Raw genomic sequence first — 23455 nt, forward strand, 5'->3', positions numbered from 1 at the left:
ACACATGCGTCGACACATGTTTCGGGTGCCGCTTAGATGCGGTTGGAGCATGGGATGCATGGAGGTTAAACCCAAACTTTTTTAAAGAGTAAAAGATATGTCAGAAGTTTCAATGAGAGACCTGCTGAAGGCGGGCGTTCACTTCGGTCACCAGACTCGTTTCTGGAACCCCAAAATGCGCAAATATATCTTCGGTGCGCGCAACAAGATTCATATCATTAATTTGGAGCACACTGTACCTGCTCTGAATGATGCTCTGCGTTTCGTTTCCAATCTGGCCGAAAAGAAAAATAAAATTCTTTTCGTAGGCACCAAGCGTGCAGCCGGTAAGATCATTAAAGAAGAAGCGGATCGCGCCAGCATGCCTTATGTCAACCATCGCTGGTTGGGCGGCATGCTGACTAACTACAAAACCATCCGTCAATCTATCCGTCGCTACCGTGATCTGGAAACTCAGAGCCAAGATGGTACTTTCGACAAGCTGACCAAAAAAGAAGTGTTGATGCTGCATCGTGAGATGGACAAGCTGGAAAGAAGCATCGGCGGTATCAAAGATATGGGCGGTCTGCCTGACGCGCTGTTCGTGATCGATGTGGATCATGAGCGTATCGCTATCAAGGAAGCCAACAAGCTGGGTATTCCTGTTATCGGCGTAGTTGATACCAATAGCGATCCAGACGGCGTTGACTATGTTATTCCTGGTAACGACGACGCCATTCGCGCAATTCAAGTATACGCCAAGGCTGTTGCTGACTCTTGCCTGGAAGGTCTGTCCTCAGCGGCGGGTAATGGCGATGAGTTCGTAGAAGTTAACGAAGCAGCTGCTTCCGCCGAAGAAGCTGCCGAAAAGTCAGAGTAATCTTAGGCATATAGAATGATCAAAAAGGGGATGATCTCCCCTTTTTTTTCAATTTTTCTGAACCTGACAAGTGAGGATTAAAAGATGGCGGCTATTTCAGCATCCATGGTAAAAGAACTGCGCGAGCGCACCGGTCTGGGTATGATGGAGTGCAAGAAGGCGCTTGTTGAAGCAGAAGGCGATATCGAGAAAGCGATTGAAGACCTTCGTAAAAGCAGCGGCATGAAGGCAGCTAAGAAAGCTGGTCGTGTATCCGCGGATGGCGTGGTTGCAGTTAAAGTTAGCGATGACAACAGCTACGCAGTTGTTGTTGAAGTGAACAGTGAAACTGACTTCGTTGCTCGCGACGAAAACTTCCTGGGCTTTGTTGGCGACGTTGTTGGCGCCGCCTTTGACAAAAAGTCCGCTGACGTTGCGGCTCTGATGGAGTCTGGTTTGGAAGAGAAGCGTCAGGCTCTGGTTCAGAAAATTGGTGAAAATATCAATGTTCGTCGTGCTTCTATGCTGTCTTCCGATGTGGTTGGCGCATATGTTCACGGCAACAACCGTATTGCCGTTCTGGTTGCTCTGAATGGCGGCAACGCTGAGCTGGCGAAAGATATTGCAATGCACATCGCCGCAGTGAATCCGCAGTTCATTTCTCGTGATGACGTTAGCGATGAAGTGATCGCTAAAGAGCGTGAAATTTACAAGGCGCAAGCTGATCAGAGCGGTAAGCCTGCAGAGATCGTCGACAAGATGGTTGACGGCCGTATCAACAAATTCCTGGCGGAAATTAGCTTGCTGGAGCAGGCTTTCGTTAAAGATCCTGACGTTAAAGTTAGCGATCTGGTGAAGAAAGCCGGCGCTCAGGTAGTTGCTATGGTGCGCTACGAGGTTGGTGAAGGTATTGAAAAAGAAGAAGTGGATTTCGCTGCAGAAGTTGCTGCTCAGCTGAAAGGCTAATTTCTTCTTTTTGTATGAATTTGTGGCGAGGGCGGTATACTCTGCTCTCGCCACATTAGTATCCGGAGGCTGCAAACAGCCTCTTAGCGTTTCTTCAACTTGCCAAGCTAGCGTGCAACACAGGTGAAACTACATATGCCCCCGTCTGCTCAAACTCAACCCAAATATAAGCGTGTACTGCTAAAACTCTCTGGTGAGGCGCTCATGGGAGAAGAGAACTTTGGAATAGATCCGAAAGTGCTCAATCGCATGGCGTTGGAAATTGGTCAGCTAATTGGTATAGGGGTTCAGGTCGGTCTGGTTATTGGGGGAGGAAACCTTTTTCGCGGTAAAGCGCTGCAGGATGCAGGTATGGACAGAGTGACCGGCGACCATATGGGAATGCTGGCGACTGTAATGAATGCGCTGGCTATGCGAGATGCGCTGGAGCGCTCCAATATCGCGACCCGTGTTATGTCCGCCATACCTATGAGCGGCGTTGTTGAGCATTATGATCGTCGCCGTGCTATTCGTGACTTAAAAGAAGGCGACGTGGTGATCTTCTGCGCTGGTACCGGCAACCCGTTTTTTACAACTGATTCCGCTGCCTGTCTTCGCGGTATCGAAATTGACGCGGACGTAGTCTTGAAGGCCACTAAAGTGGATGGCGTATACTCCGACGATCCTATGAAAGTGGCGGATGCGGTAAAATATGATCGACTCACCTATGATGAAGTGCTTGAGCGTAAGCTTGGAGTCATGGATCTAACTGCGATTTGTTTGTGTCGCGACCACGGTATGCCTGTGCGGGTATTTGATATGAATAAGGCCAGCGCGCTTATCAATATCGTGGTGGGTATGGAAGAAGGTACATTGATAGAGCGAGGGTAAAGCCGTGATTAATGATATTAAGAAACAATCTGAACAAAAAATGAAAAAGTCCATGGAGGCGCTTGGTCATGCCTTCGCTAAGATTCGGACTGGTCGGGCAAACCCTGCGATTCTTGAATCGGTCATGGTTCCATACTACGGCTCTGATACGCCTTTGACGCAGGTCGCCAATGTGGTGGTTGAAGACGCCAGAACTCTGAGCGTAACACCATGGGAAAAAAACATGGTGCCACAAATCGAAAAGGCCATCATGAAGTCTGACTTGGGGCTTAACCCATCTACCGCTGGTACAGTCATTCGGGTGCCAATGCCTGCGTTGACGGAAGAGACTCGTAAGGAGCTGGTGAAGACAGCTCGCGGAGAGGCGGAAAACACCAGGGTGGCGATTCGTAATCTGCGCCGCGATGCAAACGCAGATATCAAAACACTGCTGAAAGACAAAGAAATTTCTGAAGACGAAGAGAAGCGCGGGCTGGACGATATCCAGAAGCTGACTGACAAGTACATTGCTGAAGTCGATCGCGTTCTTGCTGAAAAAGAAAAAGACCTGATGGCTGTATAAGTCATGAAGGGCGGCTGGATGTTGGAGGGTTAAATGTCGACGGCTGATATTCCTTTGGTTGGAACCAGCAAACCTCGCCATGTGGCGATCATCATGGATGGTAATAATCGTTGGGCGAAGCAGCGTCGGCTCCCTGGAGTTGCAGGCCACAAAGCGGGCGTTGATTCTGTGCGGGCTGTTGTTGAAACCTGCGCCCGTCACGGTGTAGAGGTGCTGACGTTGTTCGCCTTCAGTAGCGAAAACTGGCGTCGTCCTGAAGAAGAGGTGGGCGCACTGATGCGCTTGTTTCTTGTGGCGCTGCAACGCGAGGTTCGTAAACTTAATCGCAACAATATCCGGCTGCGAATTATTGGTGACCGTTCTAAATTTAACTCTACTCTGCAGCAACATATGCAGGATGCAGAAGGTTTAACCGCCGGCAATACAGGTATGACGCTGGCAATAGCGGCTAACTACGGTGGGCATTGGGATATTACTCAAGCTGCCCGTCGTCTTGCTGAAAAAGTTGAGCGGGGCGAGCTTCGCGCTGCTGATATTGATGATCACTTGATTCAGCAGTATGTTGAGTTGGGTGACCTTCCGCCCCCTGATCTGTGTATCCGCACTGCGGGTGAGCAGAGAGTCAGTAATTTCCTCTTATGGCAGCTTGCTTATACGGAGCTGTATTTCGCGGATGTGTTCTGGCCGGATTTCCGTACGGAGCAGATGGAGTTGGCGTTAGCTGCTTATAGCCATCGGAAAAGACGGTTTGGGCAAACTGACGACCAGGTTGATCGTCGCTTGGCGGAAGATGGCGGGCCTCAGGCTGAGCATCCCTCCTCTTTCGAATTCGCCACTAATCCAGCTGCAAAGCGTTAATTGTGCTAAAACAAAGAATAATCACCGCGTTGATTCTCCTGCCTTTATTTCTGGCGGGAGTGGCGCTGACCGATGTTTTCGGTTTTTCTCTTTTTATTGGGGCGATTGTTACATTGGCGGCTTGGGAATGGGCGCAGATCTGTGGTCTAACGTCACAGACTTCCCGAGCGAGTTACGCAGCCATGACGGCGGTAGTGTTGCTTGCCTGCTCTCACTTGCCCGCGATCCTGACTCTCTCCATTGCGTTGATTTGGTGGATAGGCGCATTGGCGATAGTTTTGACATATCCTGCATCTAAAGCTTTCTGGACGCCGCCTATGACCAGGGCTGTCGCTGGGTTGTTGATCCTGGCTCCGGCTTGGAAGGCGCTGGTGGCGATTCGCGGCGGGGTGTTTGTGCTTGAGCCGGGCTTCGATACGAAGTGGATTATCCTCTATATCTTTCTCATCGTTTGGTTTGCCGATATTGGCGCTTACTTTGCTGGTAAGACATTCGGTAAGAATAAGCTTGCCCCTCATGTCAGTCCTGGAAAGTCATGGGAAGGCGCAGTGGGTGGGATGCTGGCTGTTTCGGTTTTGCCTTTCGCAATGAATTCATTTTTGACTCTTACCTTGCCTCAGCTTGTTGTGCTTTGGATGATGACCCTGTCAGCTGCGATTTTTTCCATTGTGGGCGATTTGATCGAGAGCCTGGGTAAGCGTTTTGTTGGCCTGAAGGACAGCAGTCAAATTCTTCCTGGGCATGGCGGTATTTTCGATCGTATTGATAGTGTTACGGCTGCGGCTCCTGTATTCCTGGTCTTAGCTATTTTTTCAGGCTGGATGCAGGGGTAGGTTTATGAAGCGAGTTACGGTTTTAGGCGCCACGGGCTCTATTGGACGCAGTACCCTGGATGTGATGGCCCGTCACTCAGATCGGTATGAGCTTTACGCAGCCACAGCCCATAGTAACCTGGACGAGTTACTTTCTATCTGCATTAAGCATCGACCAAAATTCGCTATATTGGCGACTGATGCGGGCGTAGCGGATTTTAAGCGGCGCCTTCATGGCGAAGGTCTCGCCACAGAGGTTAGAGTGGGCGTTGAGGCTATGTGCGATGCGTCTTCCGCTAATGATGTGGATATTGTCGTTGCAGCTATAGTCGGAGCGGCTGGATTGACTCCAACGCTGGCAGCGGTGAACTCTGGAAAGCGTATACTGCTCGCCAACAAAGAGGCGCTGGTAATGACTGGTGGGTTGTTCATGGACGCTGTGAGAAAGCATGGCGCTGAACTCCTTCCTATTGATAGTGAGCATAATGCGATATATCAATGCCTGCCAGAAGCGGCGCAACGCTTAAACGATTCTGCATCACTTGCTGCGCATGGGGTTACTCGCGTCCTGCTGACTGCGTCAGGAGGGCCATTTCGGCACTTTTCTCGGGAGCAATTAAGGCAGGTAACGCCGGAGCAGGCGTGTAAGCACCCGAACTGGTCTATGGGCCGTAAAATTTCAGTTGATTCCGCGAGCTTGATGAATAAAGGGTTGGAGTTGATCGAGGCATGCTGGTTGTTCGATCTGGCTCCAGGCTCGGTTCAAGTACATTTACATCCTGAGTCGATCATTCACTCCATGGTTGAGTATGTGGATGGTTCTATTTTGGCTCAGATGGGCAACCCTGACATGCGCACGCCCATCGCCTACGGGCTGGCGTGGCCGGAACGGATCGATGCAGGCGTTCAGCCATTAGATCTGTTTTCTATTGGGAAGCTGCATTTCGAAAAACCGGATAAAGAGCGTTTTCCCTGTTTGAGATTGGCTGAAGAAGCCTTTGCGCTTGGTGGAACTGCGCCGGCGGTAGTTAACGCTGCTAACGAGATGGCGGTAGATGCGTTTCTTCGAGGGGGTATCCGGTTCGTCGATATTCCCGTTGTTATTGAAAAGAGTTTGCTGAAAGGTTCTATTGTGCGAGCGGATTCTGTCGAAACTGTAATTGAAGCTGACAGAGTAGCCCGTCAATATGCCTCGGAAGTCATTAATGAGTTGGCTGGCGGAGTTGTTGTTCCGTAAGCCTCACTAGAAGGTCGCTCAGATATATTTACAATAGAGAGCATGGAATTTTTTCAAAAAGCCTTAGCGTTTATAGTTACATTGGGGGTGCTTGTCACCATCCATGAATTCGGTCACTTTTGGGTGGCGCGGCGTTGTGGTGTCAAAATTTTGCGGTTCTCTGTCGGCTTTGGATCTCCTCTTTTGACATGGCGGGATAAGCAAGGCACTGAGTTTGTGATTGCAGCCTTACCTTTGGGCGGCTACGTCAAAATGCTGGATGAAAGGGAAGGCGATGTCTCTGCTGAAGAAAGACATCTGACCTTCAACCAGCAGGCGGTGGGCAAGCGTATAGCCATTGCGGCTGCAGGGCCCGTTGCGAATTTTATATTCGCTGTCTTCGCCTACTGGTGTATGTTTGTGCTTGGTATCCAAACACTGGCGCCAGTGGTAGGAAGCGTCTCTAACAATTCTCCTGCGCAGCAGGCGGGGATTGTCGCTGGCGCGGAGCTGACTAGCGTTGATGGTTCTCCGGTATATAGCTGGGGCGACGTCAACATGAAGTTGGTTGGGCGTCTTGGTGACTCCGGCTCTATTGAATTTGGTTATAGCCTCCCTGACGAAAGTCTCCCTCACGATGCGACTGTGCCGATTAATGATTGGCTTATAGGAAAAGTTGAGCCTAACCCAGTGTTGGAACTGGGGATGAAAAGCTTCGTTCCTGATGCCCCTGCAGTGGTTCACGGTGTGATTCAGGGGGGGCGCGCTCAACAGGGAGGAATTGAGCCTGGTGATAGAATCGTGGCGGTTGAAGGACGGCCTATTGGCAACTGGTCTGACTTTGTTCGAGAAATAAAAGCGTCCCCTGAAAAACAGCTAACGTTGTCCCTGGAAAGGGCTGGACGGTCACTGGATATTAGTGTTCGTCCCGAAGCAAGGGAGCACAATGGTGAGACCTACGGCGTAATTGGTGCGGAAGCGAAAGCGACTGAATGGCCGCCTGGAATGTTGCGCGATGTGAAATATTCACCATTGGTGGCGGTAGGCAAGGCGTTGGAAGAAACCTGGGATATCTCTCTACTAACGTTGACCGCGCTGAAAAAAATCGTCACCGGACGGATTTCGGTTGAAAATCTTGGTGGGCCTCTCACTATAGCTTCGGCTGCGGGAATCTCTGCTAAATCTGGATTGGAGGCTTTTCTTGGCTTTCTTGCATATTTAAGTATTAGTCTGGGTATCCTGAATTTGTTGCCAATACCGGTATTGGATGGCGGGCATTTATTGTATTATTTTGTCGAACTTATTCGGGGCAAACCCTTATCTGAAGAAAAACAACAGCTTGGGATAAAAGTCGGGATGGCCCTCATTGCTTTCGTAATGTTGTTAGCGTTCTATAACGACCTCTCCAAATTGTAGTAAATAATGCTGAACCTTCGGCTCCCATCACGTGTGTTGATTACATGAGAGTATTGCTTTTTATCTTTGTTTGGCTGACGGCCGCTTTTTCTTACGCTGCAAATGATCAATTCGACGTCTCCGATATTCGAGTAGATGGTTTGCAAAGAGTGTCCGCTGGAAGCGTTTTTACCGCGTTCCCTGTCAATGTGGGAGAGAGCGTTGACTCAAAGAAGCTTGCGGATGCTACCCGCTCGCTCTTTAAGACGGGACTGTTTACCGACATCAAGCTGAGCCGGGAAGGCGATGTGTTGATCATCAACGTGACTGAGCGTCCATCAATCAGCAAAATTGAAGTTGAGGGAAATAAAAATCTTCCCACCGAAGATTTAATGGAAGGCCTTAAGTCAGCCAAGCTTTCGGAAGGGGAAGTGTTTCAGCGTTCGACGCTGGAGCGTATCGAGCTGGAAATTCTGCGCAGCTATGTGGCGCAGGGGCGTTACAATGCTTCTGTAAAAGCGGAAGTGGAGGAGTTGCCACGTAACCGTGTGCAGTTGAATATCAAAATCAAGGAAGGTCCGGTTTCAGCCATCCAGCATATTAATTTTGTCGGCAATAACGCCTTTGCGGATGACGAGTTGCGGGATCTCATGCAGCTCAAATTGACCGGGTTCTGGGCGTCCATTTTCAGCAGTGATAAGTACTCCAAGCAGAAGTTGAATGGCGACTTGGAGCGTATTCGCTCACACTACCTGGATAATGGATACATCAAGTTCAGTATCGAATCTACGCAGGTCTCCGTTTCTCCTGATAAAGAGCAAGTATTCATTACGGTTAACGTAAATGAAGGGCCTCAGTACAAAATTCGCGACATCGCTTTAAAGGGCGATTTGAAAGTCGAAGAAGAAGAGCTGCGCAAGCTGATTGTAGTGAAACCTGGCGATACATTCTCCCGTCAGCTCCTTACGGTAACATCGGACATCATTTCCAAGCGTCTGGGGAATGATGGTTATACATTCGCGAGCGTGAATGCTATTCCTGAGCCGCATGACGATAACACTGCTTCGGTTACCTTCTACGTTGAGCCTGGTCGTCGTACCTATGTACGTCGAGTCAGCTTCAGCGGCAACACTTCTACCAGCGATGAGGTGCTGCGTCAGGAAATGGTGCAGATGGAGTCTGCGGCGGCTTCGACAGACTTAATTGAAGCATCCAAATCGAGACTGGAGCGTTTAGGGTTCTTCAAAACTGTTACTGTAGAAACGCCTCTGGTTCCTGGAACCAATGACCAGATAGACGTGAACTATTCTGTGGAAGAGCAGCCTACCGGCAGCCTTTCCGCAAGTTTGGGTTACTCGCAGGACGGCGGCGCGACTGTCGGCGCCAGCGTGGCGGAGAAGAACTTCCTGGGAACGGGCCGTCGGGTGTCATTCGGGGTTAACAAAAGCAAGAGCGTTCAGAGCGCAAACTTCTCTTACACCAACCCATATTACACCGTTGATGGGGTAAGCAGAGGTTTCAGTCTGTTTTACAAGGAAACAGACTATGACGATGATGACAATGATGTTGCCGCATATCTGAAAGACAGCATGGGTGGCTCCGTTAACTTTGGTTATCCAATAGATCGATTCTCAAGGCTGACCTTTAGCTCAGGTTATACGCACACCCGCATTAAGCTGCCTAAGTATCCTGTTCAGGAAATCTCTGATTTCACTAACGAGTTTGGGTCTAGCTACAGCTTCTTTGATTTGTCCGCCGGGTGGAGTCGCTCCACCCTAAACAAGGGGTTATTCCCAACTTCAGGTAACTCGCAGTCTTTCTCTGTGAAGGTCACGCTACCAGAGTTGAGTGACTATAACTTCTACAAGTTGAACTACAACAATACCCAGTATTACCCATTGTCAGAAGACCAGGAATGGGCGCTGAAATTAAGGGCTGACTTAGGGTATGGCGATGGGTACGGCGACAATGATCGCTTACCGTTTTTTGAGCATTATTATGCTGGCGGTTTTGGGTCAATACGCGGGTTCAAGGCCAATACGCTAGGGCCAAAGAGTACGCCGCATCCTGGTAATCCAGACAGAGATCAGGACCCCTTTGGCGGTAATGTACAGGTTGAGTCCAGCCTTGAGCTGATAGTGCCTTTTATCTTTGTAAAAGACCGCTCTCAGATCCGTAGCGTGGTGTTTTTGGATGGCGGCAATGTGTTCGACACAGCCAGGGGATACGATCCCTCCTTCGACGAGCTTCGTTTTTCTGCTGGCGTCGCGATGACATGGGTAACGCCTATCGGTCCTTTGTCCTTCAGTCTGGGAAGAGCGCTGAACGATAAGGAGGGCGATAAAACCCAATTCTTCCAGTTCTTGCTGGGGCAAACGTTCTAAAGAACGAAATGATTTTTCCTGGCGCGCTGTCTAGTGCGCGCGCAGGATTTTTCTGGTCTTTGCGGCATATAACCGAAACAGTGAAGGCTTGGCGGTGTTAGCCAAGTTACGCAGAACTCTATAAACTCTGCGTCCTCACTGGTGGTTTCCAGTCAGCCGATAGAGATAAATGTTTAAGTTTAAGGAGCCCAATATGAAATTGATTCGAATTGCCGCTTTGGCGCTGGCGTTAGTAAGCACAGGATACGCTGGAATGGTGAGTGCGGCTCAGAAAGTGGCGGTAGTTGATTTACGTACAGCGCTGCTTTCTTCTCAAGCAGCCAAAAAATTTGGCGAGAATCTTAAGAAAGATTTTGCTGACGAAGAAGCCAGATTAAGAGAAGTTGGCGAGCAGGCGCAGAAAATGCAGGAGCGTTTGAAAAAAGACTCCGCCATCATGAGCGAAACTGAGCGCACTAAACTGAATGCAGAGCTGGAAGAAAAAGCGCAGGAATTCAATTTTCTGAAAAACAAATATCAATCTGCGATCTCCAAGCGGGAAGAATTGTTTTTGCAGGAATCCAAGCCCAAGGTTGACGACGCGCTGAAGAAAATAGCGGAAAAAGAGAAAGTGGATGTCATCTTACCCAGCAAATTGGCGGTGTATGCTAATCCTTCTCTGGATTTGACTGCAAAGCTGATCGAAGCGCTTAACAGCGCCAAATAATTTTCAGAGGCTGGCGTTCATGGGTAAGACAGACCTTTCATACACTCTGGCGGATATCGCTTCTCGGATTGGCGCTGAGCTGCGGGGCGATGGCTCAGTAGAGGTGAAAGGGCTGGCGACGCTGCAGAAGGCTCAGGCTGGACAGATCAGTTTTTTGGCTAACAAGAACTATCTGAAGCATTTGAAAGATACTTGCGCCTCCGCTGTCATCATTCCATCCAGCCTCGCTGATCAGTGTTCGACCAATGTACTGGTGATGGAAAACTCATACTTCGGGTATGCTCTTTGTAGTCAGTTGTTTTCCCCTCAATGGTCGAATATGAGTGGAATATCTCCCTCCGCCGCTATATCAGAAAGCGCCAAGCTTGGTGATGGCGTGGCCATTGGAGCAAATGCAGTCATTGAAGATGACGCGGAGATTGGCGATGGGGTGGTTGTTGGCCCCGGTTGTTACATCGGCGCGGGTTCTGTCCTTGGAGCGAATACTCAGTTACGTCCAAATGTTACTGTCTACCACGGCGTGAGTATTGGCGCGCGAGTACTTATCCATAGCGGAGCTGTTATTGGCTCAGATGGTTTTGGTTTTGCTCCCATTAGGGGAGACTGGGCCAAAATCGCCCAGCTTGGCGGTGTTGTTATTGGTGACGATGTTGAAATAGGCGCCAATACAACAATCGACCGCGGCGCACTGGATGACACGGTCATCGAAACCGGGGCGAAGTTGGACAATCAGATACAAATCGCCCACAACGTCAGAGTTGGCGCATATACTGTTATTGCCGCCTGTGTAGGCGTTTCGGGAAGCTCGTCGATAGGCAAACATTGCATGATCGGTGGCGGCGTAGGCATTGCCGGCCACCTGGAAATAGCGGATCAAGTGCAAATTACGGGAATGACATTGGTGACTCATAATATTAAGGAGCCAGGAGTTTATTCTTCTGGCACTGCGGTTGAGCCCAATGTTTCGTGGCGAAAAAATGTGGCCCGTTTCCGACAGCTGGATCAGTTGGCGCGTAGGGTCAGGGTGCTGGAGCAGGGCGGCCGCCGAAAGTCCGATGCGGATTGAAAGCGAACTGTAAAGGATCGAGAATCCGGGCCAACGGCTCTGTATAATCGATATCATAAACTTATCCGGCATTGTGCAATCATGTTGTTGAGGCTTTCCAAATATGGAAATTAATGAAATTAAAGAATACTTACCTCACAGATACCCATTCCTGTTAGTGGACCGGGTGCTGGAGATTAAGCCGGGCGAGTTTATTGCTGGTGTGAAGAACATCACTTACAACGAACCGCAATTTACCGGTCACTTCCCTGAGCATCCTATTATGCCCGGCGTGCTTATTATTGAGGCAATGGCTCAGGTGGCTGGAATTCTTGGGTTTGTCACCACAGGTAAAAAACCGGCGGACGGTTATACCTACTACTTGGCCGGGACAGACAAAGTGCGCTTTAAAAAGCCAGTCGTTCCGGGAGATCAATTGCGTTTGGAAGCGGAAATTGTGACTGACAAGCGCGGCATATGGAAATTCGCCTGCCGGGCTTTAGTCGATGGAAATATCGTTTGCAGCGCGGAAATTTTAACTGCTGAGAGAAGGCTTTAATGTCCATTCACCCTCAGGCGATTGTTGAACAGGGAGCCAAAATCGCCGCTGATGCGGAGATTGGGCCATGGAGTTATATCGGAGCCGATGTTGAAATCGGCTCTGGGACAGTGGTCAATTCTCACGTAGTGATCAAAGGCCCCACAAAGATAGGAAAGAACAACCGTATCTTTCAATTCGCCAGCGTAGGAGAGGAATGCCAGGACAAAAAGTACAATGGCGAGCCTACCGTTTTAGAGATTGGCGACAATAACGTCATCCGTGAGAGCTGTACGATTCATCGTGGGACAGTTCAAGATCTCGGCGCTACCAGGATTGGCAGTAATAACCTGTTCATGGCGTACGTTCATGTCGCCCATGATTGTGTGGTTGGGGATAACTGTATTCTGGCGAATATGACTACCCTTGCAGGGCATGTGTATATTGGCGATTGGGCGATTCTCGGCGGCGGCACTATGGTGCACCAGTTCTGCAAAATTGGCGAGCACAGCATGTGCGCAGGCGGTAGTATCGTTTTAAAGGATATCCCTGCTTATATCATGGCGGGAGGACAATCCGCTAAGGCTCATGGTCTGAATGTCGAGGGATTGAAGCGTCGTGGCTTCTCCAGTGAGATAATCCTGGAGTTGCGCCGTGCTTATAAGACGCTGTACCGACAAGGCCTAACGCTTGAGCAAGCAATAGAGAAGCTTAAAGCGCCGGCCGCAGAGTTTGCGGAAGTAGGCGTCTTCCTTCGCAGCGTACAATCCTCAGCCCGAGGCATCGTTAGATAAATTCCTAAGATGACGCCCATATCACAACGACCGATTCGCATCGGCATTGTCGCCGGAGAGGCTTCCGGCGACTTGTTGGGGGCGGGCTTGATGCAAGAATTAAAGGTCCTATACCCTCAGGCGACTTTTGAAGGTATCGGCGGTGAACGGATGTTGAAAGAAGGGTTTAACACCTTCTTTCAAATGGAGCGCCTTTCAATTATGGGATTGGTTGAGGTGCTTGGCAGGCTGCCGGAATTATTGGCTATGCGCCGCCGCATCGTTGAGCACTTTACAGCGAATCCTCCCGATCTTTTTCTTGGTATTGATTCCCCAGATTTCACTATTGGCATCGAATTAAAGCTGCGTCGGGCAGGAATTAAAACTGCTCACTACGTTAGCCCTTCTGTGTGGGCCTGGCGACAGAATCGTGTCTTCAAAATCGCCAAAGCGGTTGACCTGATGCTGACGCTGCTACCCTTCGAAGCGCGTTTTTACCGCGAGCATAATGTGCCGGTAAAATTTGTTGGCCATCCTTTGGCGGAAATTATTCCGCTTCATCCCGATAAAGTGGCAATGCGTCACGAACTTGGTATTGATGCATCGGGTGACGTTGTCGCTGTGTTGCCAGGCTCCAGAGGCGGTGAGGTCTCTCGCTTGGGGCCTACCTTTATTGAAACCATTGCTTGGCTGCACCAGCGGCGCCCTGATATTCGATTTTTGATTCCTGCCGCCAATCAGGCGCGAAGAGTGCAAATAGAACGGCAGCTGCAATCTCATGGCGGCCGACTACCTGTTACTCTGATTGATCAGCATTCACGTGAATGCATGATGGCTGCGGACGCTATACTGTTGGCCTCTGGAACAGCGACGCTTGAAGCGATGTTGGTGAAGCGTCCCATGGTAGTAGCCTATAAGCTTGCGACGCTCAGCTATTGGATTATGCGGCGCTTACTGAAAGCAAAGTACATCTCTTTACCGAACCTGCTGGCGGATAGAGTTTTAGTCCCTGAACTGATTCAACACGACGCTACGCCTTCCAAGCTGGGAGGGGCGTTACTGAAAGAGCTGGACGTGGAGCGGCGGAGAAGCCTTGAAGGCGAGTTTGAAGGACTGCACAAGCTTATACGGCAAAACGCCAGTGTGGTCGCGGCGCAGGCCATTGCAGAGTTAATTGAAAAAGGGCGTGTCGAGGTTCAAGGCGCCAAAGAAGGACAATGACATGAATCATTCGCAGATTGGCTTGTTCGATCAGGAAACTGGAGAGCTTGTAGCAGGCGTCGACGAGGTTGGCAGGGGCCCTTTGGCTGGCCCTGTCGTAGCGGCGGCAGTGATATTAAATCCGGAAAAGCCTATCGAAGGCCTGAATGACTCTAAAAAACTAAGTCATCGTCAACGGGTTGCGTTGTCACAGGAAATCAGAGAAAAAGCGCTGGCGTGGGCGACGGGATGGGCGACTGTCGAAGAGATTGATCAAATTAATATCTTGCAGGCTTCATTGCTGGCGATGCAGCGCGCCGTAGCAGGCTTGCAGGTTACACCAGATTTGGCTCTGATAGACGGTAACAAGATCCCTAAGTTGGATATGCCGGCAGAAGCGATTGTTAAAGGCGATAGCAAAGTGGCGGCCATTGCAGCGGCTTCTATACTAGCTAAAGTAGAGCGTGACGAAGAACTGGATAGATTAGACTTAATATTCCCTGGATACGGGCTGGCGGGGCATAAAGGGTACCCAACGGCTCAGCATTTATCCGCGTTGAAGGAGCTGGGGGTGACGGAAATACATCGGCGCAGCTATAAGCCGGTGCAGCAGTTATTGCAAGGTGACTAAAGTGGCTAGGCATATCGTTAGAAATCATCCCATCAGCGCCATCGTCGCTGTGCTGTTATTCAGCTTTGGCGCGTCTGCGCAGGCGGAAATCTATAAATGGGTCGATGAGCATGGCGAAGTGCATTTCAGCGATACGCGCCAGCATAAGGACGCCAAAGTCATCAAGGTTCAGCCCAATGTCTCTGATGCGCAAAAGCGTGATGCGGAGCAGGTCGGGCAGCGCTACCAGCGTATCTATGAGCAGTATAAAGTTGAGGAAGCTGCGCGGGTCGCTCATGAAAAAGAACGCGCGGCTCAGAAAGCTAAATTAGATAACTACTGTGCGGAGCTTAGAAAGGATATTAATCAGATTGATCAGGGATACGCCTTTGCCCGCATTAAAGATGACGGCACGCCTGAGTATGTCTCTGACGAAGAAATTGCTCAGCGACGCAGTAAGTTGCAGGCGCTATATCAAGAAAAGTGCGCGCCATAGTATTCGTTAAAAAGAAAAGAGGGCTTGAAGCCCTCTTTTTTATGTCTGAAGCTGGACGCTAATTTTTGATCAGCGCGCCAGATCTTTAAGTTTGCCCTTAACGCCTTTCCAGTCATCCGCATCAGCAGGCGCGTCTTTTTTCTCCGTGATATTCGGCCAGACGCGGCACAACTCTTCATTCAGCGCGATAAATTCCTTTTGATCTTCCGGCAATTCATCCTCGGAAAAAATGGCCTCGGCGGGGCACTCTGGCTCACACAGCGCGCAGTCGATGCATTCGTCTGGATCGATGACGAGGAAGTTAGGACCCTCGTAAAAGCAGTCCACCGGGCACACTTCGACGCAATCGGTGTATTTGCACTTGATGCAATTTTCGGTAACAACAAAAGTCATGGTCTGATCCCTTATTATGAAACTCTGCGCGATTGCTCAGTGACCGTTGGGCCGCGCGATTTAGTATTGTAGAAAACCCTTTCGGCGCAAGCAACCCGAGGCGTTCTTGCAACGCCCGGGATACCTGAGTTTTCAGGCGTTCTTACTTATCGATTTCAGCTCATACAGCATATTTAATGCATCTCGCGGAGAAAGAGAATCCACGTCGAGTTTTTGCAGGCGGGTCTCCACCTCGCTAGGCTCGATTCGAGCGAACAAATCGTCCTGAAGCGATGGCGCAGGGGCCGTCAGCGCGGGCTTGGACCCGCCGCTTTCCAGCTGTTTCAATTGCTTTTGCGCCTGATTGATAACTTGAGGCGGCACTCCCGCCAGTTGCGCCACCTGTATTCCGTAGCTCTTGCTCGCAGGGCCTTCGTGTACGGTGTGCAGGAAGACTATGCTGTCATTGTGCTCCGTTGCGGTCAGGTGCACGTTGGCGACATTTGTGTGTGTCTTGGGCAGCGCAGTCAGTTCAAAGTAGTGTGTGGCGAACAAGGTAAAGGCCTGAATTTCCTGAGCTAAGTGCTCGGCGCAGGCCCAGGCCAGCGAGAGTCCGTCAAAGGTGCTGGTGCCGCGGCCGACCTCATCCATCAAGACCAGACTCTGACGGGTAGCATAGTGCAGAATGTTGGCGGTTTCGGTCATCTCCACCATGAAAGTAGAGCGTCCCCCAGCGATGTCATCCGAGGAACCCATACGGGTGAATACGCGATCAATCGGGCCGATGACAACCTGAGCGGCGGGCACAAAGCTGCCGCAGTAAGCCAGGATGACAATACATGCGGTCTGGCGCATGTAGGTGGATTTACCGCCCATGTTCGGGCCGGTAATGATCAGCATGCGATGTCTGTCCTGCAGATCCAGATCGTTGGGGACGAACGGCTCCTGACTGACTTGCTCAACAACTGGATGACGGCCGCCTTCGATATGCAGCATATGTTCATCTGTCAGCTCCGGGCAGACCAGATTCAAAGTCAGCGCTCTTTCCGCAAAGTTGGACAGCACGTCCAGCTCCGATAGAGCGCGAGCGCTGTCTTGGAGAGGGGCAAGCTGCTCTGCGATGGTTTCCAGAATCTGGTCATAAAGCAGCTTTTCCCGGCTCAATGCGCGGCTCTTGGCGCTCAGCGCTTTATCTTCAAAAGTTTTCAGCTCAGGAGTAATAAAGCGCTCGGCGTTTTTCAATGTCTGGCGTCGAATGTAGTCCGCGGGCGCCTGGTCGGATTGTGTGCGGCTCAGCTCGATAAAGTAACCGTGAACGCGGTTATAGCCCACTTTTAAAGAGGATAGCTGCGTGCGTTCTTTTTCGCGCTTCTCAATTTCCAGCAGATAATCGCCTGCGTTTTCACTGATTCCGCGCAATTCGTCCAGCTCTTCATCAAATCCCTGGCGAAGCACGCCGCCATCACGAATGACGACAGGAGGGTTTTCTTCTATGGCGCGGCTGAGAAGGTCTGCGATGTCAGGAAACTCACTGATTTGTTTGGCCAGACTGCGCAAGTGGGCGCCGCTCAGTTCCTCCATCTGCTTTTGCAAATCAGGCAGGAGCGTTAGCGTATCCCGTAAGCGGGCGAGATCGCGGGGGCGCGCCGAGCGTAACGCTACCCGAGACAGAATGCGTTCGCTATCGCCAATCTGTTTGAGCGTTTCGTGTAATGCTTCGAACTGGTAGCCTTCCAGCAGTTCTTTAATGGCGTTTTGACGCTGACGCACTTCTTCCTGGCTGCGCAATGGACGATTCAGCCAACGGCGCAACATGCGGCTACCCATGGCGGTGGCCGACTTGTCCATGACCCATGCCAGCGTATGCCTGGAATCTCCCGCCAAATTAACGTCAATTTCAAGATTTCTGCGGCTGGCGGCGTCAAGAATGATGGAGTCTTCGCGCCGCTCCCGAATCATGGTTCGAATATGGGGAAGCTGAGAGCGCTGCGTCTCTTGGGCATACTGAAACAGACAGCCTGCGGCTTGTATGGCGACGCTCATGCCTTCGCAATCGAATCCAGCCAGATCTTTGGTGCGAAACTGCTGACATAACAGGCGCTGGGCAGTTTCCTGCTCAAAATACCAGGGGGGCTGCTTTTGCACGCCTGTGTAGTTTTCCAGTAGCGTCAGAAAAGGGAACTGTTCGCTGACCAGAATCTCAGCAGGTCGCAGGCGTTGCAGCTCGCTGGCTAACGCTTCGGCTCCGCGCACTTCCTGGATCAAAAAGCGTCCGCCGGCGATATCCAGCGTCGCCAGGCCGAATAAATCCTTATAAGCGCTTATCGCTAACAGTAAGTTGTCTGACTTCTCTTCCAGAAAGGCTTCATCGCTGAGTGTACCCGGCGTGACGACCCTGACGACCTTGCGTTCTACCGGCCCTTTGCTGGTGGCGGGGTCGCCAACCTGCTCGCAGATTACGACAGATTCGCCAAGGCGAACCAAACGGCCGATATATCCTTCCGCGGCATGGAAGGGAACTCCCGCCATCGGAATAGGTTGTCCGCCGGACTGGCCTCTTTGGGTCAAGGTGATATCCAGCAGCTCAGCGGCGCGACGGGCGTCTTCATAGAACAGCTCATAGAAGTCGCCCATTCTATAAAATACGAGCTGGTGAGGATGTTTCGCCTTGATGCCAAGATACTGTTGCATCATTGGCGTGTGTTGGGGTTTGATTGCGGATTCAATAGCGGACATGACAGAACAAAAGGATTGTGTAATTTTATGAATGAAGGCGGGATTGTAAGGGAAAGCCATGGCCTTAATAAAGGAGGCCGATCATTGTCCCGGAGCGTAATGCGCGCCCTTCCTGTATTTAAATTGGGGTTGATGGTGACGGAATGAACGATGAGATCAAGAGTCTGGCGGCGCGTTTAGGCGTAGTCCTGGGTGAGCGGGGCCTGACGGTGACGACAGCGGAGTCTTGTACCGGCGGTGGAATCGCCTATGCGATTACCTCCGTTGCGGGTAGTTCTAATTGGTTTGAGGAAGGCGTGGTCACATACTCCAATGACGCCAAGCAGTCGCGCTTACAGGTGTCGTCGGAGGCTCTGATGCGATGTGGCGCAGTCAGCGAAGAGGTTGTGAAAGAGATGACGCTTGGCGCCTTGCAGCATACGCAGGCGCAGCTTGCTATCGCAGTGAGCGGAATAGCGGGCCCTGGAGGCGGAACCGCAGAAAAGCCCGTCGGGCTGGTCTGGGTTGCATGGAGATTTCGGGACTTGGTTGTGGCGCGGAGCTTTCATTTTTCTGGGGATAGGGAGCAGGTGCGTCTGCAATCCATTGTCGAGGGATTGCGGGGAGCGATAGCGATGCTGGAAAGCAATTTGTAGAAAATTTAAGCGTGACTTTGTCCGTCGGGTTATGGAATAATGCTGTCAATTTATACAGTAATTCTGGGTTGAAATAACAACTCGTACCGGTTAAATGAAATAAAGGGTGTTTAAGAATGGATGACAATCGTAAGAAGGCGTTGACGGCCGCTTTATCACAAATTGAGCGTCAGTTTGGTAAAGGCGCAGTTATGCGGATGGGTGAACAGCCAAGAGAAATTATTCCTTCCGTTTCTACTGGTTCGCTTGGGTTGGACATCGCTCTTGGCATCGGCGGCCTGCCATATGGACGTATTGTCGAGATCTATGGACCTGAGAGTTCCGGTAAAACTACTTTGACTTTGCAGGTGATCGCAGAAGCGCAGCGTCAGGGCAAAACCTGTGCGTTCGTTGATGCGGAGCATGCGCTGGACCCTATTTACGCAGAGAAGCTTGGCGTTAATATCGACCAATTGCTGGTTTCTCAGCCCGATACGGGCGAACAGGCTCTGGAAATCGCCGATATGCTGGTACGCTCCGGCGCGGTTGATGTCATCATCATTGACTCCGTTGCTGCGCTAACGCCAAAGGCGGAAATTGAGGGCGAAATGGGAGACTCCCACGTTGGTCTGCAAGCCCGTTTGATGTCACAGGCGCTGAGAAAGTTGACCGGCAGCGTTAAGCAGGCGAATTGCTTGATGATCTTCATTAACCAGATTCGTATGAAAATCGGTGTCATGTTCGGATCGCCAGAGACCACTACTGGCGGTAACGCGCTTAAGTTCTATGCTTCCGTCCGTCTTGATATTCGCCGCGTTGGCTCTGTGAAAGAAGGAGAAGAAGTCGTTGGTAACGAGACTCGCGTGAAAGTGGTGAAAAACAAAGTGTCTCCTCCTTTTAGACAGGCGGATTTCCAGATCATGTACGGGCGTGGTATTTACCGCACTGGAGAGATTATCGATCTGGGCGTGAAGGAAGGCTTTGTTGATAAGTCTGGCGCTTGGTATAGCTACAAAGGCGACAAGATCGGTCAAGGTAAAGCGAACTCCTCAAGATATCTGGAAGAGCACCCTGAGATTGCGATAGAAATCGAAACCGCGATCAGAGATAAATTGATGCCGAAGATGCCAGCCAAAGAGAAAGAAACGCCCGTCGCTCCTGTTGAGGCTGAATAAAGCCAGTTCTTCCAAGAGCCTGTTTGCTCAATACAAAATATAAGGGCGGCCTTTTAGCCGCCCTTATTGCGTTTCCTTGTCCATATTCCTTCTCTCTATTTTTCCGTATCGAGTATTGTCCTTTGTCGGATAGGTCGTTGATCTGCGTTATAGGATCTTCTTAGTCATAATCTTGGAAGGCTCGCTTTCCATTCCGTTTATATCCAGAACGGTGACTGCGAAATAGTGAACGCCTTTTTCCAGATTGGAAAACGCATACTCAAACTGATGATCTCCAACTTCGACGTATTTCCAGTCGTTGTCTGATTCATGCTGGTGGTACACGCGGTAGCCTTCTAATTCATATAGCTCGATATCGCTACCGTCTTCGCGAGTATATGGCGGTTCCCAGATGATAAACGCACTACGGGCGTAGTTCGTTGACTGCTTCGCTGCGGCGATTTGGGGGGTACTTCCGTCAATACTGGAAGAGTCGCTTCCAGACCCTCCACCACCGCCACACCCGGTTAAGGCAGCGCTTGCTAGAGTGAAGCTAAAAATAGCGGTGATGGATCTACAATTTGATTTGGCGCGGTGAAAAATACTTTTTAAGTATGAAAGGGCTTTGACCTCAAAGTTAACTTGATTCAAATCATTCCCCTATTAGTAGAGTTAGAGTTATAAGTTGACGTTATAAACAGATAACGCCCCGCGCTCTTAGTCAGGATTCGTGCCAATAATGGCGGGGTGTTTGTAATTTGTTTAAAAAACAAAGAGTTAAGCTTTTTGTTTATCTCTTTCTGGATTTGGACTATTGTGAAAAGGGTTGCCTTTTTCTTACCAGAACGCCGGTGTTTGAAATTATTGTTATAAATTTCAAATAGTTAGATTGTCTGCAATTGGCGACAGTCATTGTAGAATCGAAAATGTAACTTGAGCTGTTGTGGAGAGGGAGAACGAATATGAAGTGGGTCGTATTGCTAGCTATCGTGGTCGCGGTCGTGATTTGGGTGGTTAATAGTCGGAGACGAAACCCTGTGAGCGATCCTGAAGTCAAAGAGCTTGACCAGAAGCGTTATTACGTGACGCCACCTAAGCCGGGTGACCTAGAACCCGAGGATAAAAGCGGCACGCAATACTAATTTGGCGGAAGGTTTAAAGCGGTAAGGGCCAGCTGCTTTTAGTCAGAGCGACCATGACGATATAGGCGAACGCTGTGTAGGCGCCAAGTCCGAACAGGATGCGAGCCCCTTTTGTCTTGCCTCTCTTGAGCGCGAAAACGCCTAACGCGATATAAATGATTAATCCCGCCACTTTTGCGGTGAGCCATCCACTATGGAAAGGGTATTGCTGGAGCTTGAGCGCGAGTCCTATGGCGCTCAGCAGTAGCACTGTGTCGATAATGTGTGGAAGAATCTTGCTTAACTTGCGCTGTAAGAGCGGACTTTCCAGGATCATCCATATAAAGCGCAGGGTAAATGACGCAAAGGTCAACGCAACGCAGGTCATATGAATGTGTTTGAGCAGCATATAGCTCATGACGGGCTCCTTTCACAGCTTCTTTTTTATTTCGGTTTGTTTAAACGACGGCCGCCTATTAGAAATTCTTTCCTTAAAAACTTAAAGTGTTAGTCAGCATTTCTTTATCTATTGCGCGTTACGCGCAGCCTTCATTAGGTGGTTTCTGAACGATGAGCGACAACATAAACATCGATGTGACAACGGGCGACTTTGATCTCGGAGAAGAAACGCGTCGATTGACGGATGGCGACACCAGTGTTGGCGCGGTTTGCAGCTTTGTCGGCCTGGTGCGTGACTTCAGTGATAAGCCTGATGTGAAAGGACTTTATCTGGAGCACTATCCGGCCATGACGGAAAAGTCGTTGCTTAAAATCGCAGAAGAAGCTTCTCAGCGCTGGGATTTGAATGGGGTGCGAGTCATCCATCGAGTGGGTGAGCTTTGGGCGGGAGACCAGATCGTCCTGGTGGTGGTCGCCAGCGCTCATCGTGGTGATGCTTTCGCCGCCTGTGAGTTCATCATGGATTATTTAAAGGTGCAGGCTCCATTCTGGAAGAAGGAGCTGACAGCGGAAGGAGAGCACTGGGTGGAGGCGAAGGAAAGCGATCAGGCCAGGGCGGGTGAGTGGAGTTCTGAGTCAGAATAGCTTCGGACGAAACGAGCAGCGGGCGTATTTCGGTTATTGTTCTTGAGACTTATCCAGATTCGCCAGTTCTTCCAGTGTATTGATGTTGTAGAACATCTCTGGGCAGTCGCTGAAGTCGATTTGTTGCAGGGGGCGTGAATCAAGCCAGCGTTTGACGCTTCGTCCCTCGCTTTGTAAATAGCGAAGAATATCTTCAAAACTGCTGGCGGGAAGCAGGCAGTGCAGATACTGCAATCGTTCTCCATCCCAGGCGATGTTTATCAGGTTGTCGCGTCTGCTGGCGAACATGCGACGCGCGTATTCAGGTCGGAGAAGAGGCGTATCGCAGGGGCTGACCAATAGCCACTCTTTACTCATATAGGGTTGGGCGGAACAGATGCCCGCCAGAGGGCCGGCAAACTCTCCCCAGTCATCGGAAAAGACAAAAGGCGTCATGCGCTGATACTGCGCCCTGTTGCGATTACAACTGATTAGAATCCTTTCGCAGGTTTTGGTGAATGTAGCGTGTATATGCTGGGCGAGAGGCTGGCCGCGCCAGGATAGCAGCCCTTTGTCATTACCGCCCGCCCGCTGCCCTTTACCGCCCGCGAGAATCAGGCCGTCGCAATCCAACATCGTTGACAGCTCAGTCATGAAGCCCTTGAGCGGCAGACTTCCTGCGCTTTGCTGAATAAACCTTCAATACGGGACAAAGCATTATCAACTTCTCTGGAGTAATCTCTGCTGGAGGCGCAGTAAGCGAATTGGATGCCGTACCTGAAGCCATGCTCATGTTCGCGGCAGTTAATAATCTGTGCCTGAATGCCATTTTCAGCAATGTAGCGGCCACGGAAACAAAGTTCAATCTTCTCGCCCAGACGAAATTTCTGACTACTGTGAAACGCCATGCCATAGCGATTGAAGTCTATGCAGTTAACGACGATGCGAGTCTTGGAACGGTTGAACAAGCCTGATAAGCAAACCATCGCCGTCAGGGCTGACGTGGTATGCCGTATTTTGATGCGGCGTTCTGTTTGGTTGGGGAAAGTCACTTCCTGCATGATCTTATGCTGAGTCTGTATCTTTTGGGTAATAGCGTTAAGCCCGATGGATTCCCTTTATCGGGCTTTTCATTTTATTGGTTGGGTTTGGATAATAAACGCTCA

General features: G+C 50.4%; 26 protein-coding genes. 20 read left to right on the forward strand and 6 right to left on the reverse strand.

What is annotated here, in order from left to right:
* The first annotated feature begins 97 nt into the window (after positions 1-97).
* The 16 genes from rpsB to EUZ85_RS09425 all read left to right on the forward strand — a co-directional run bounded on the left by rpsB (position 98) and on the right by EUZ85_RS09425 (position 15269).
* On the forward strand, positions 98-859 hold the full coding sequence (gene rpsB / locus EUZ85_RS09350; protein ID WP_127969043.1) for a 30S ribosomal protein S2: 762 nt from the start codon (positions 98-100) through the stop codon (positions 857-859).
* Between the two features lie 84 nt (positions 860-943).
* On the forward strand, positions 944-1804 hold the full coding sequence (gene tsf, locus EUZ85_RS09355; protein ID WP_127969044.1) for a translation elongation factor Ts: 861 nt from the start codon (positions 944-946) through the stop codon (positions 1802-1804).
* A 135-nt stretch (positions 1805-1939) separates the two neighbouring features.
* Positions 1940-2674: a UMP kinase gene (gene pyrH / locus EUZ85_RS09360; protein WP_011398989.1), complete on the forward strand. Its 735-nt coding sequence runs from the start codon at positions 1940-1942 to the stop codon at positions 2672-2674.
* A gap of 4 nt (positions 2675-2678) precedes the next feature.
* A complete protein-coding gene (frr, locus tag EUZ85_RS09365) occupies positions 2679-3236 on the forward strand; it encodes a ribosome recycling factor (protein WP_127969045.1) in 558 nt (185 codons plus the stop codon).
* A gap of 33 nt (positions 3237-3269) precedes the next feature.
* Positions 3270-4094 (forward strand): polyprenyl diphosphate synthase, encoded by an 825-nt coding sequence (uppS, locus tag EUZ85_RS09370; RefSeq protein WP_127969046.1) that lies wholly within the window; start codon positions 3270-3272, stop codon positions 4092-4094.
* A 2-nt stretch (positions 4095-4096) separates the two neighbouring features.
* Positions 4097-4927 (forward strand): phosphatidate cytidylyltransferase, encoded by an 831-nt coding sequence (locus tag EUZ85_RS09375; protein WP_127969047.1) that lies wholly within the window; start codon positions 4097-4099, stop codon positions 4925-4927.
* Between the two features lie 4 nt (positions 4928-4931).
* Entirely contained in the window at positions 4932-6143 is a 1212-nt protein-coding gene (gene ispC / locus EUZ85_RS09380) for a 1-deoxy-D-xylulose-5-phosphate reductoisomerase (RefSeq protein WP_127969048.1), read from the forward strand.
* 42 nt (positions 6144-6185) lie between these two features.
* Positions 6186-7538 carry an RIP metalloprotease RseP gene (rseP, locus tag EUZ85_RS09385; protein ID WP_127969049.1) on the forward strand — a complete coding sequence of 451 codons (1353 nt, stop codon included), beginning with the start codon at positions 6186-6188 and terminating at the stop codon, positions 7536-7538.
* 44 nt (positions 7539-7582) lie between these two features.
* Positions 7583-9901 carry an outer membrane protein assembly factor BamA gene (gene bamA, locus EUZ85_RS09390; RefSeq protein WP_127969050.1) on the forward strand — a complete coding sequence of 773 codons (2319 nt, stop codon included), beginning with the start codon at positions 7583-7585 and terminating at the stop codon, positions 9899-9901.
* A gap of 193 nt (positions 9902-10094) precedes the next feature.
* Positions 10095-10607, forward strand: coding sequence for an OmpH family outer membrane protein (locus EUZ85_RS09395; protein WP_127969051.1), 513 nt, complete (start codon positions 10095-10097; stop codon positions 10605-10607).
* A gap of 19 nt (positions 10608-10626) precedes the next feature.
* Positions 10627-11673, forward strand: coding sequence for a UDP-3-O-(3-hydroxymyristoyl)glucosamine N-acyltransferase (lpxD, locus tag EUZ85_RS09400; RefSeq protein ID WP_127969052.1), 1047 nt, complete (start codon positions 10627-10629; stop codon positions 11671-11673).
* Positions 11674-11776: 103 nt separating this feature from the next.
* Positions 11777-12211 (forward strand): 3-hydroxyacyl-ACP dehydratase FabZ, encoded by a 435-nt coding sequence (gene fabZ, locus EUZ85_RS09405; RefSeq protein WP_127969053.1) that lies wholly within the window; start codon positions 11777-11779, stop codon positions 12209-12211.
* A complete protein-coding gene (lpxA, locus tag EUZ85_RS09410; RefSeq protein ID WP_127969054.1) occupies positions 12211-12984 on the forward strand; it encodes an acyl-ACP--UDP-N-acetylglucosamine O-acyltransferase in 774 nt (257 codons plus the stop codon). The genes fabZ and lpxA overlap by 1 nt, the downstream gene beginning before the upstream one ends.
* Positions 12985-12993: 9 nt before the next feature.
* Positions 12994-14184 carry a lipid-A-disaccharide synthase gene (gene lpxB, locus EUZ85_RS09415; protein ID WP_127969055.1) on the forward strand — a complete coding sequence of 397 codons (1191 nt, stop codon included), beginning with the start codon at positions 12994-12996 and terminating at the stop codon, positions 14182-14184.
* Position 14185: 1 nt separating this feature from the next.
* Positions 14186-14794, forward strand: a complete 609-nt coding sequence (gene rnhB, locus EUZ85_RS09420; RefSeq protein ID WP_127969056.1) for a ribonuclease HII — start codon at positions 14186-14188, stop codon at positions 14792-14794.
* 1 nt (position 14795) lies between these two features.
* Positions 14796-15269 carry a DUF4124 domain-containing protein gene (locus tag EUZ85_RS09425; RefSeq protein ID WP_164887212.1) on the forward strand — a complete coding sequence of 158 codons (474 nt, stop codon included), beginning with the start codon at positions 14796-14798 and terminating at the stop codon, positions 15267-15269.
* 69 nt (positions 15270-15338) lie between these two features.
* Here EUZ85_RS09425 and fdxA read toward each other — a convergent pair whose 3' ends face one another.
* Both fdxA and mutS read right to left on the reverse strand, forming a co-directional pair.
* The gene (gene fdxA / locus EUZ85_RS09430) at positions 15339-15662 is read right to left on the reverse strand and encodes a ferredoxin FdxA (protein WP_011398974.1); all 324 of its coding nucleotides are present in this window, start codon (positions 15660-15662) and stop codon (positions 15339-15341) included.
* 132 nt (positions 15663-15794) lie between these two features.
* Positions 15795-18377, reverse strand: a complete 2583-nt coding sequence (gene mutS, locus EUZ85_RS09435; RefSeq protein WP_127969058.1) for a DNA mismatch repair protein MutS — start codon at positions 18375-18377, stop codon at positions 15795-15797.
* Between the two features lie 143 nt (positions 18378-18520).
* Between mutS and EUZ85_RS09440 the strand changes: the two genes are divergently transcribed.
* Positions 18521-19012 (forward strand): CinA family protein, encoded by a 492-nt coding sequence (locus EUZ85_RS09440; protein ID WP_127969059.1) that lies wholly within the window; start codon positions 18521-18523, stop codon positions 19010-19012.
* A 116-nt stretch (positions 19013-19128) separates the two neighbouring features.
* Entirely contained in the window at positions 19129-20166 is a 1038-nt protein-coding gene (recA, locus tag EUZ85_RS09445; RefSeq protein WP_127969060.1) for a recombinase RecA, read from the forward strand.
* 147 nt (positions 20167-20313) lie between these two features.
* On the opposite strand, the gene EUZ85_RS09450 is transcribed toward recA, so the two are convergent.
* The gene (locus tag EUZ85_RS09450) at positions 20314-20796 is read right to left on the reverse strand and encodes a fibronectin type III domain-containing protein (protein WP_127969061.1); all 483 of its coding nucleotides are present in this window, start codon (positions 20794-20796) and stop codon (positions 20314-20316) included.
* Between the two features lie 311 nt (positions 20797-21107).
* On the opposite strand from EUZ85_RS09450, the gene EUZ85_RS09455 reads away from it, so the two are divergent.
* Positions 21108-21287 (forward strand): hypothetical protein, encoded by a 180-nt coding sequence (locus EUZ85_RS09455; RefSeq protein WP_127969062.1) that lies wholly within the window; start codon positions 21108-21110, stop codon positions 21285-21287.
* Between the two features lie 13 nt (positions 21288-21300).
* Here the strand turns inward: EUZ85_RS09455 and EUZ85_RS09460 are convergent, their stop codons facing one another.
* Positions 21301-21684, reverse strand: coding sequence for a SirB2 family protein (locus EUZ85_RS09460; protein WP_127969063.1), 384 nt, complete (start codon positions 21682-21684; stop codon positions 21301-21303).
* Positions 21685-21836: 152 nt separating this feature from the next.
* On the opposite strand from EUZ85_RS09460, the gene moaE reads away from it, so the two are divergent.
* Positions 21837-22310, forward strand: coding sequence for a molybdopterin synthase catalytic subunit MoaE (gene moaE, locus EUZ85_RS09465; protein ID WP_127969064.1), 474 nt, complete (start codon positions 21837-21839; stop codon positions 22308-22310).
* A 33-nt stretch (positions 22311-22343) separates the two neighbouring features.
* Here the strand turns inward: moaE and mobA are convergent, their stop codons facing one another.
* Both mobA and EUZ85_RS09475 read right to left on the reverse strand, forming a co-directional pair.
* Positions 22344-22943: a molybdenum cofactor guanylyltransferase MobA gene (gene mobA / locus EUZ85_RS09470; RefSeq protein WP_127969065.1), complete on the reverse strand. Its 600-nt coding sequence runs from the start codon at positions 22941-22943 to the stop codon at positions 22344-22346.
* Complete coding sequence (locus EUZ85_RS09475; RefSeq protein ID WP_127969066.1) at positions 22940-23350, reverse strand: PilZ domain-containing protein; 411 nt, start codon at positions 23348-23350, stop codon at positions 22940-22942. Before EUZ85_RS09475 ends, mobA begins: the two co-directional genes overlap by 4 nt.
* Between the last annotated feature and the right edge of the window lie 105 nt (positions 23351-23455).

Source organism: Hahella sp. KA22 (assembly GCF_004135205.1).
In the GTDB taxonomy this organism is placed as follows: domain Bacteria; phylum Pseudomonadota; class Gammaproteobacteria; order Pseudomonadales; family Oleiphilaceae; genus Hahella.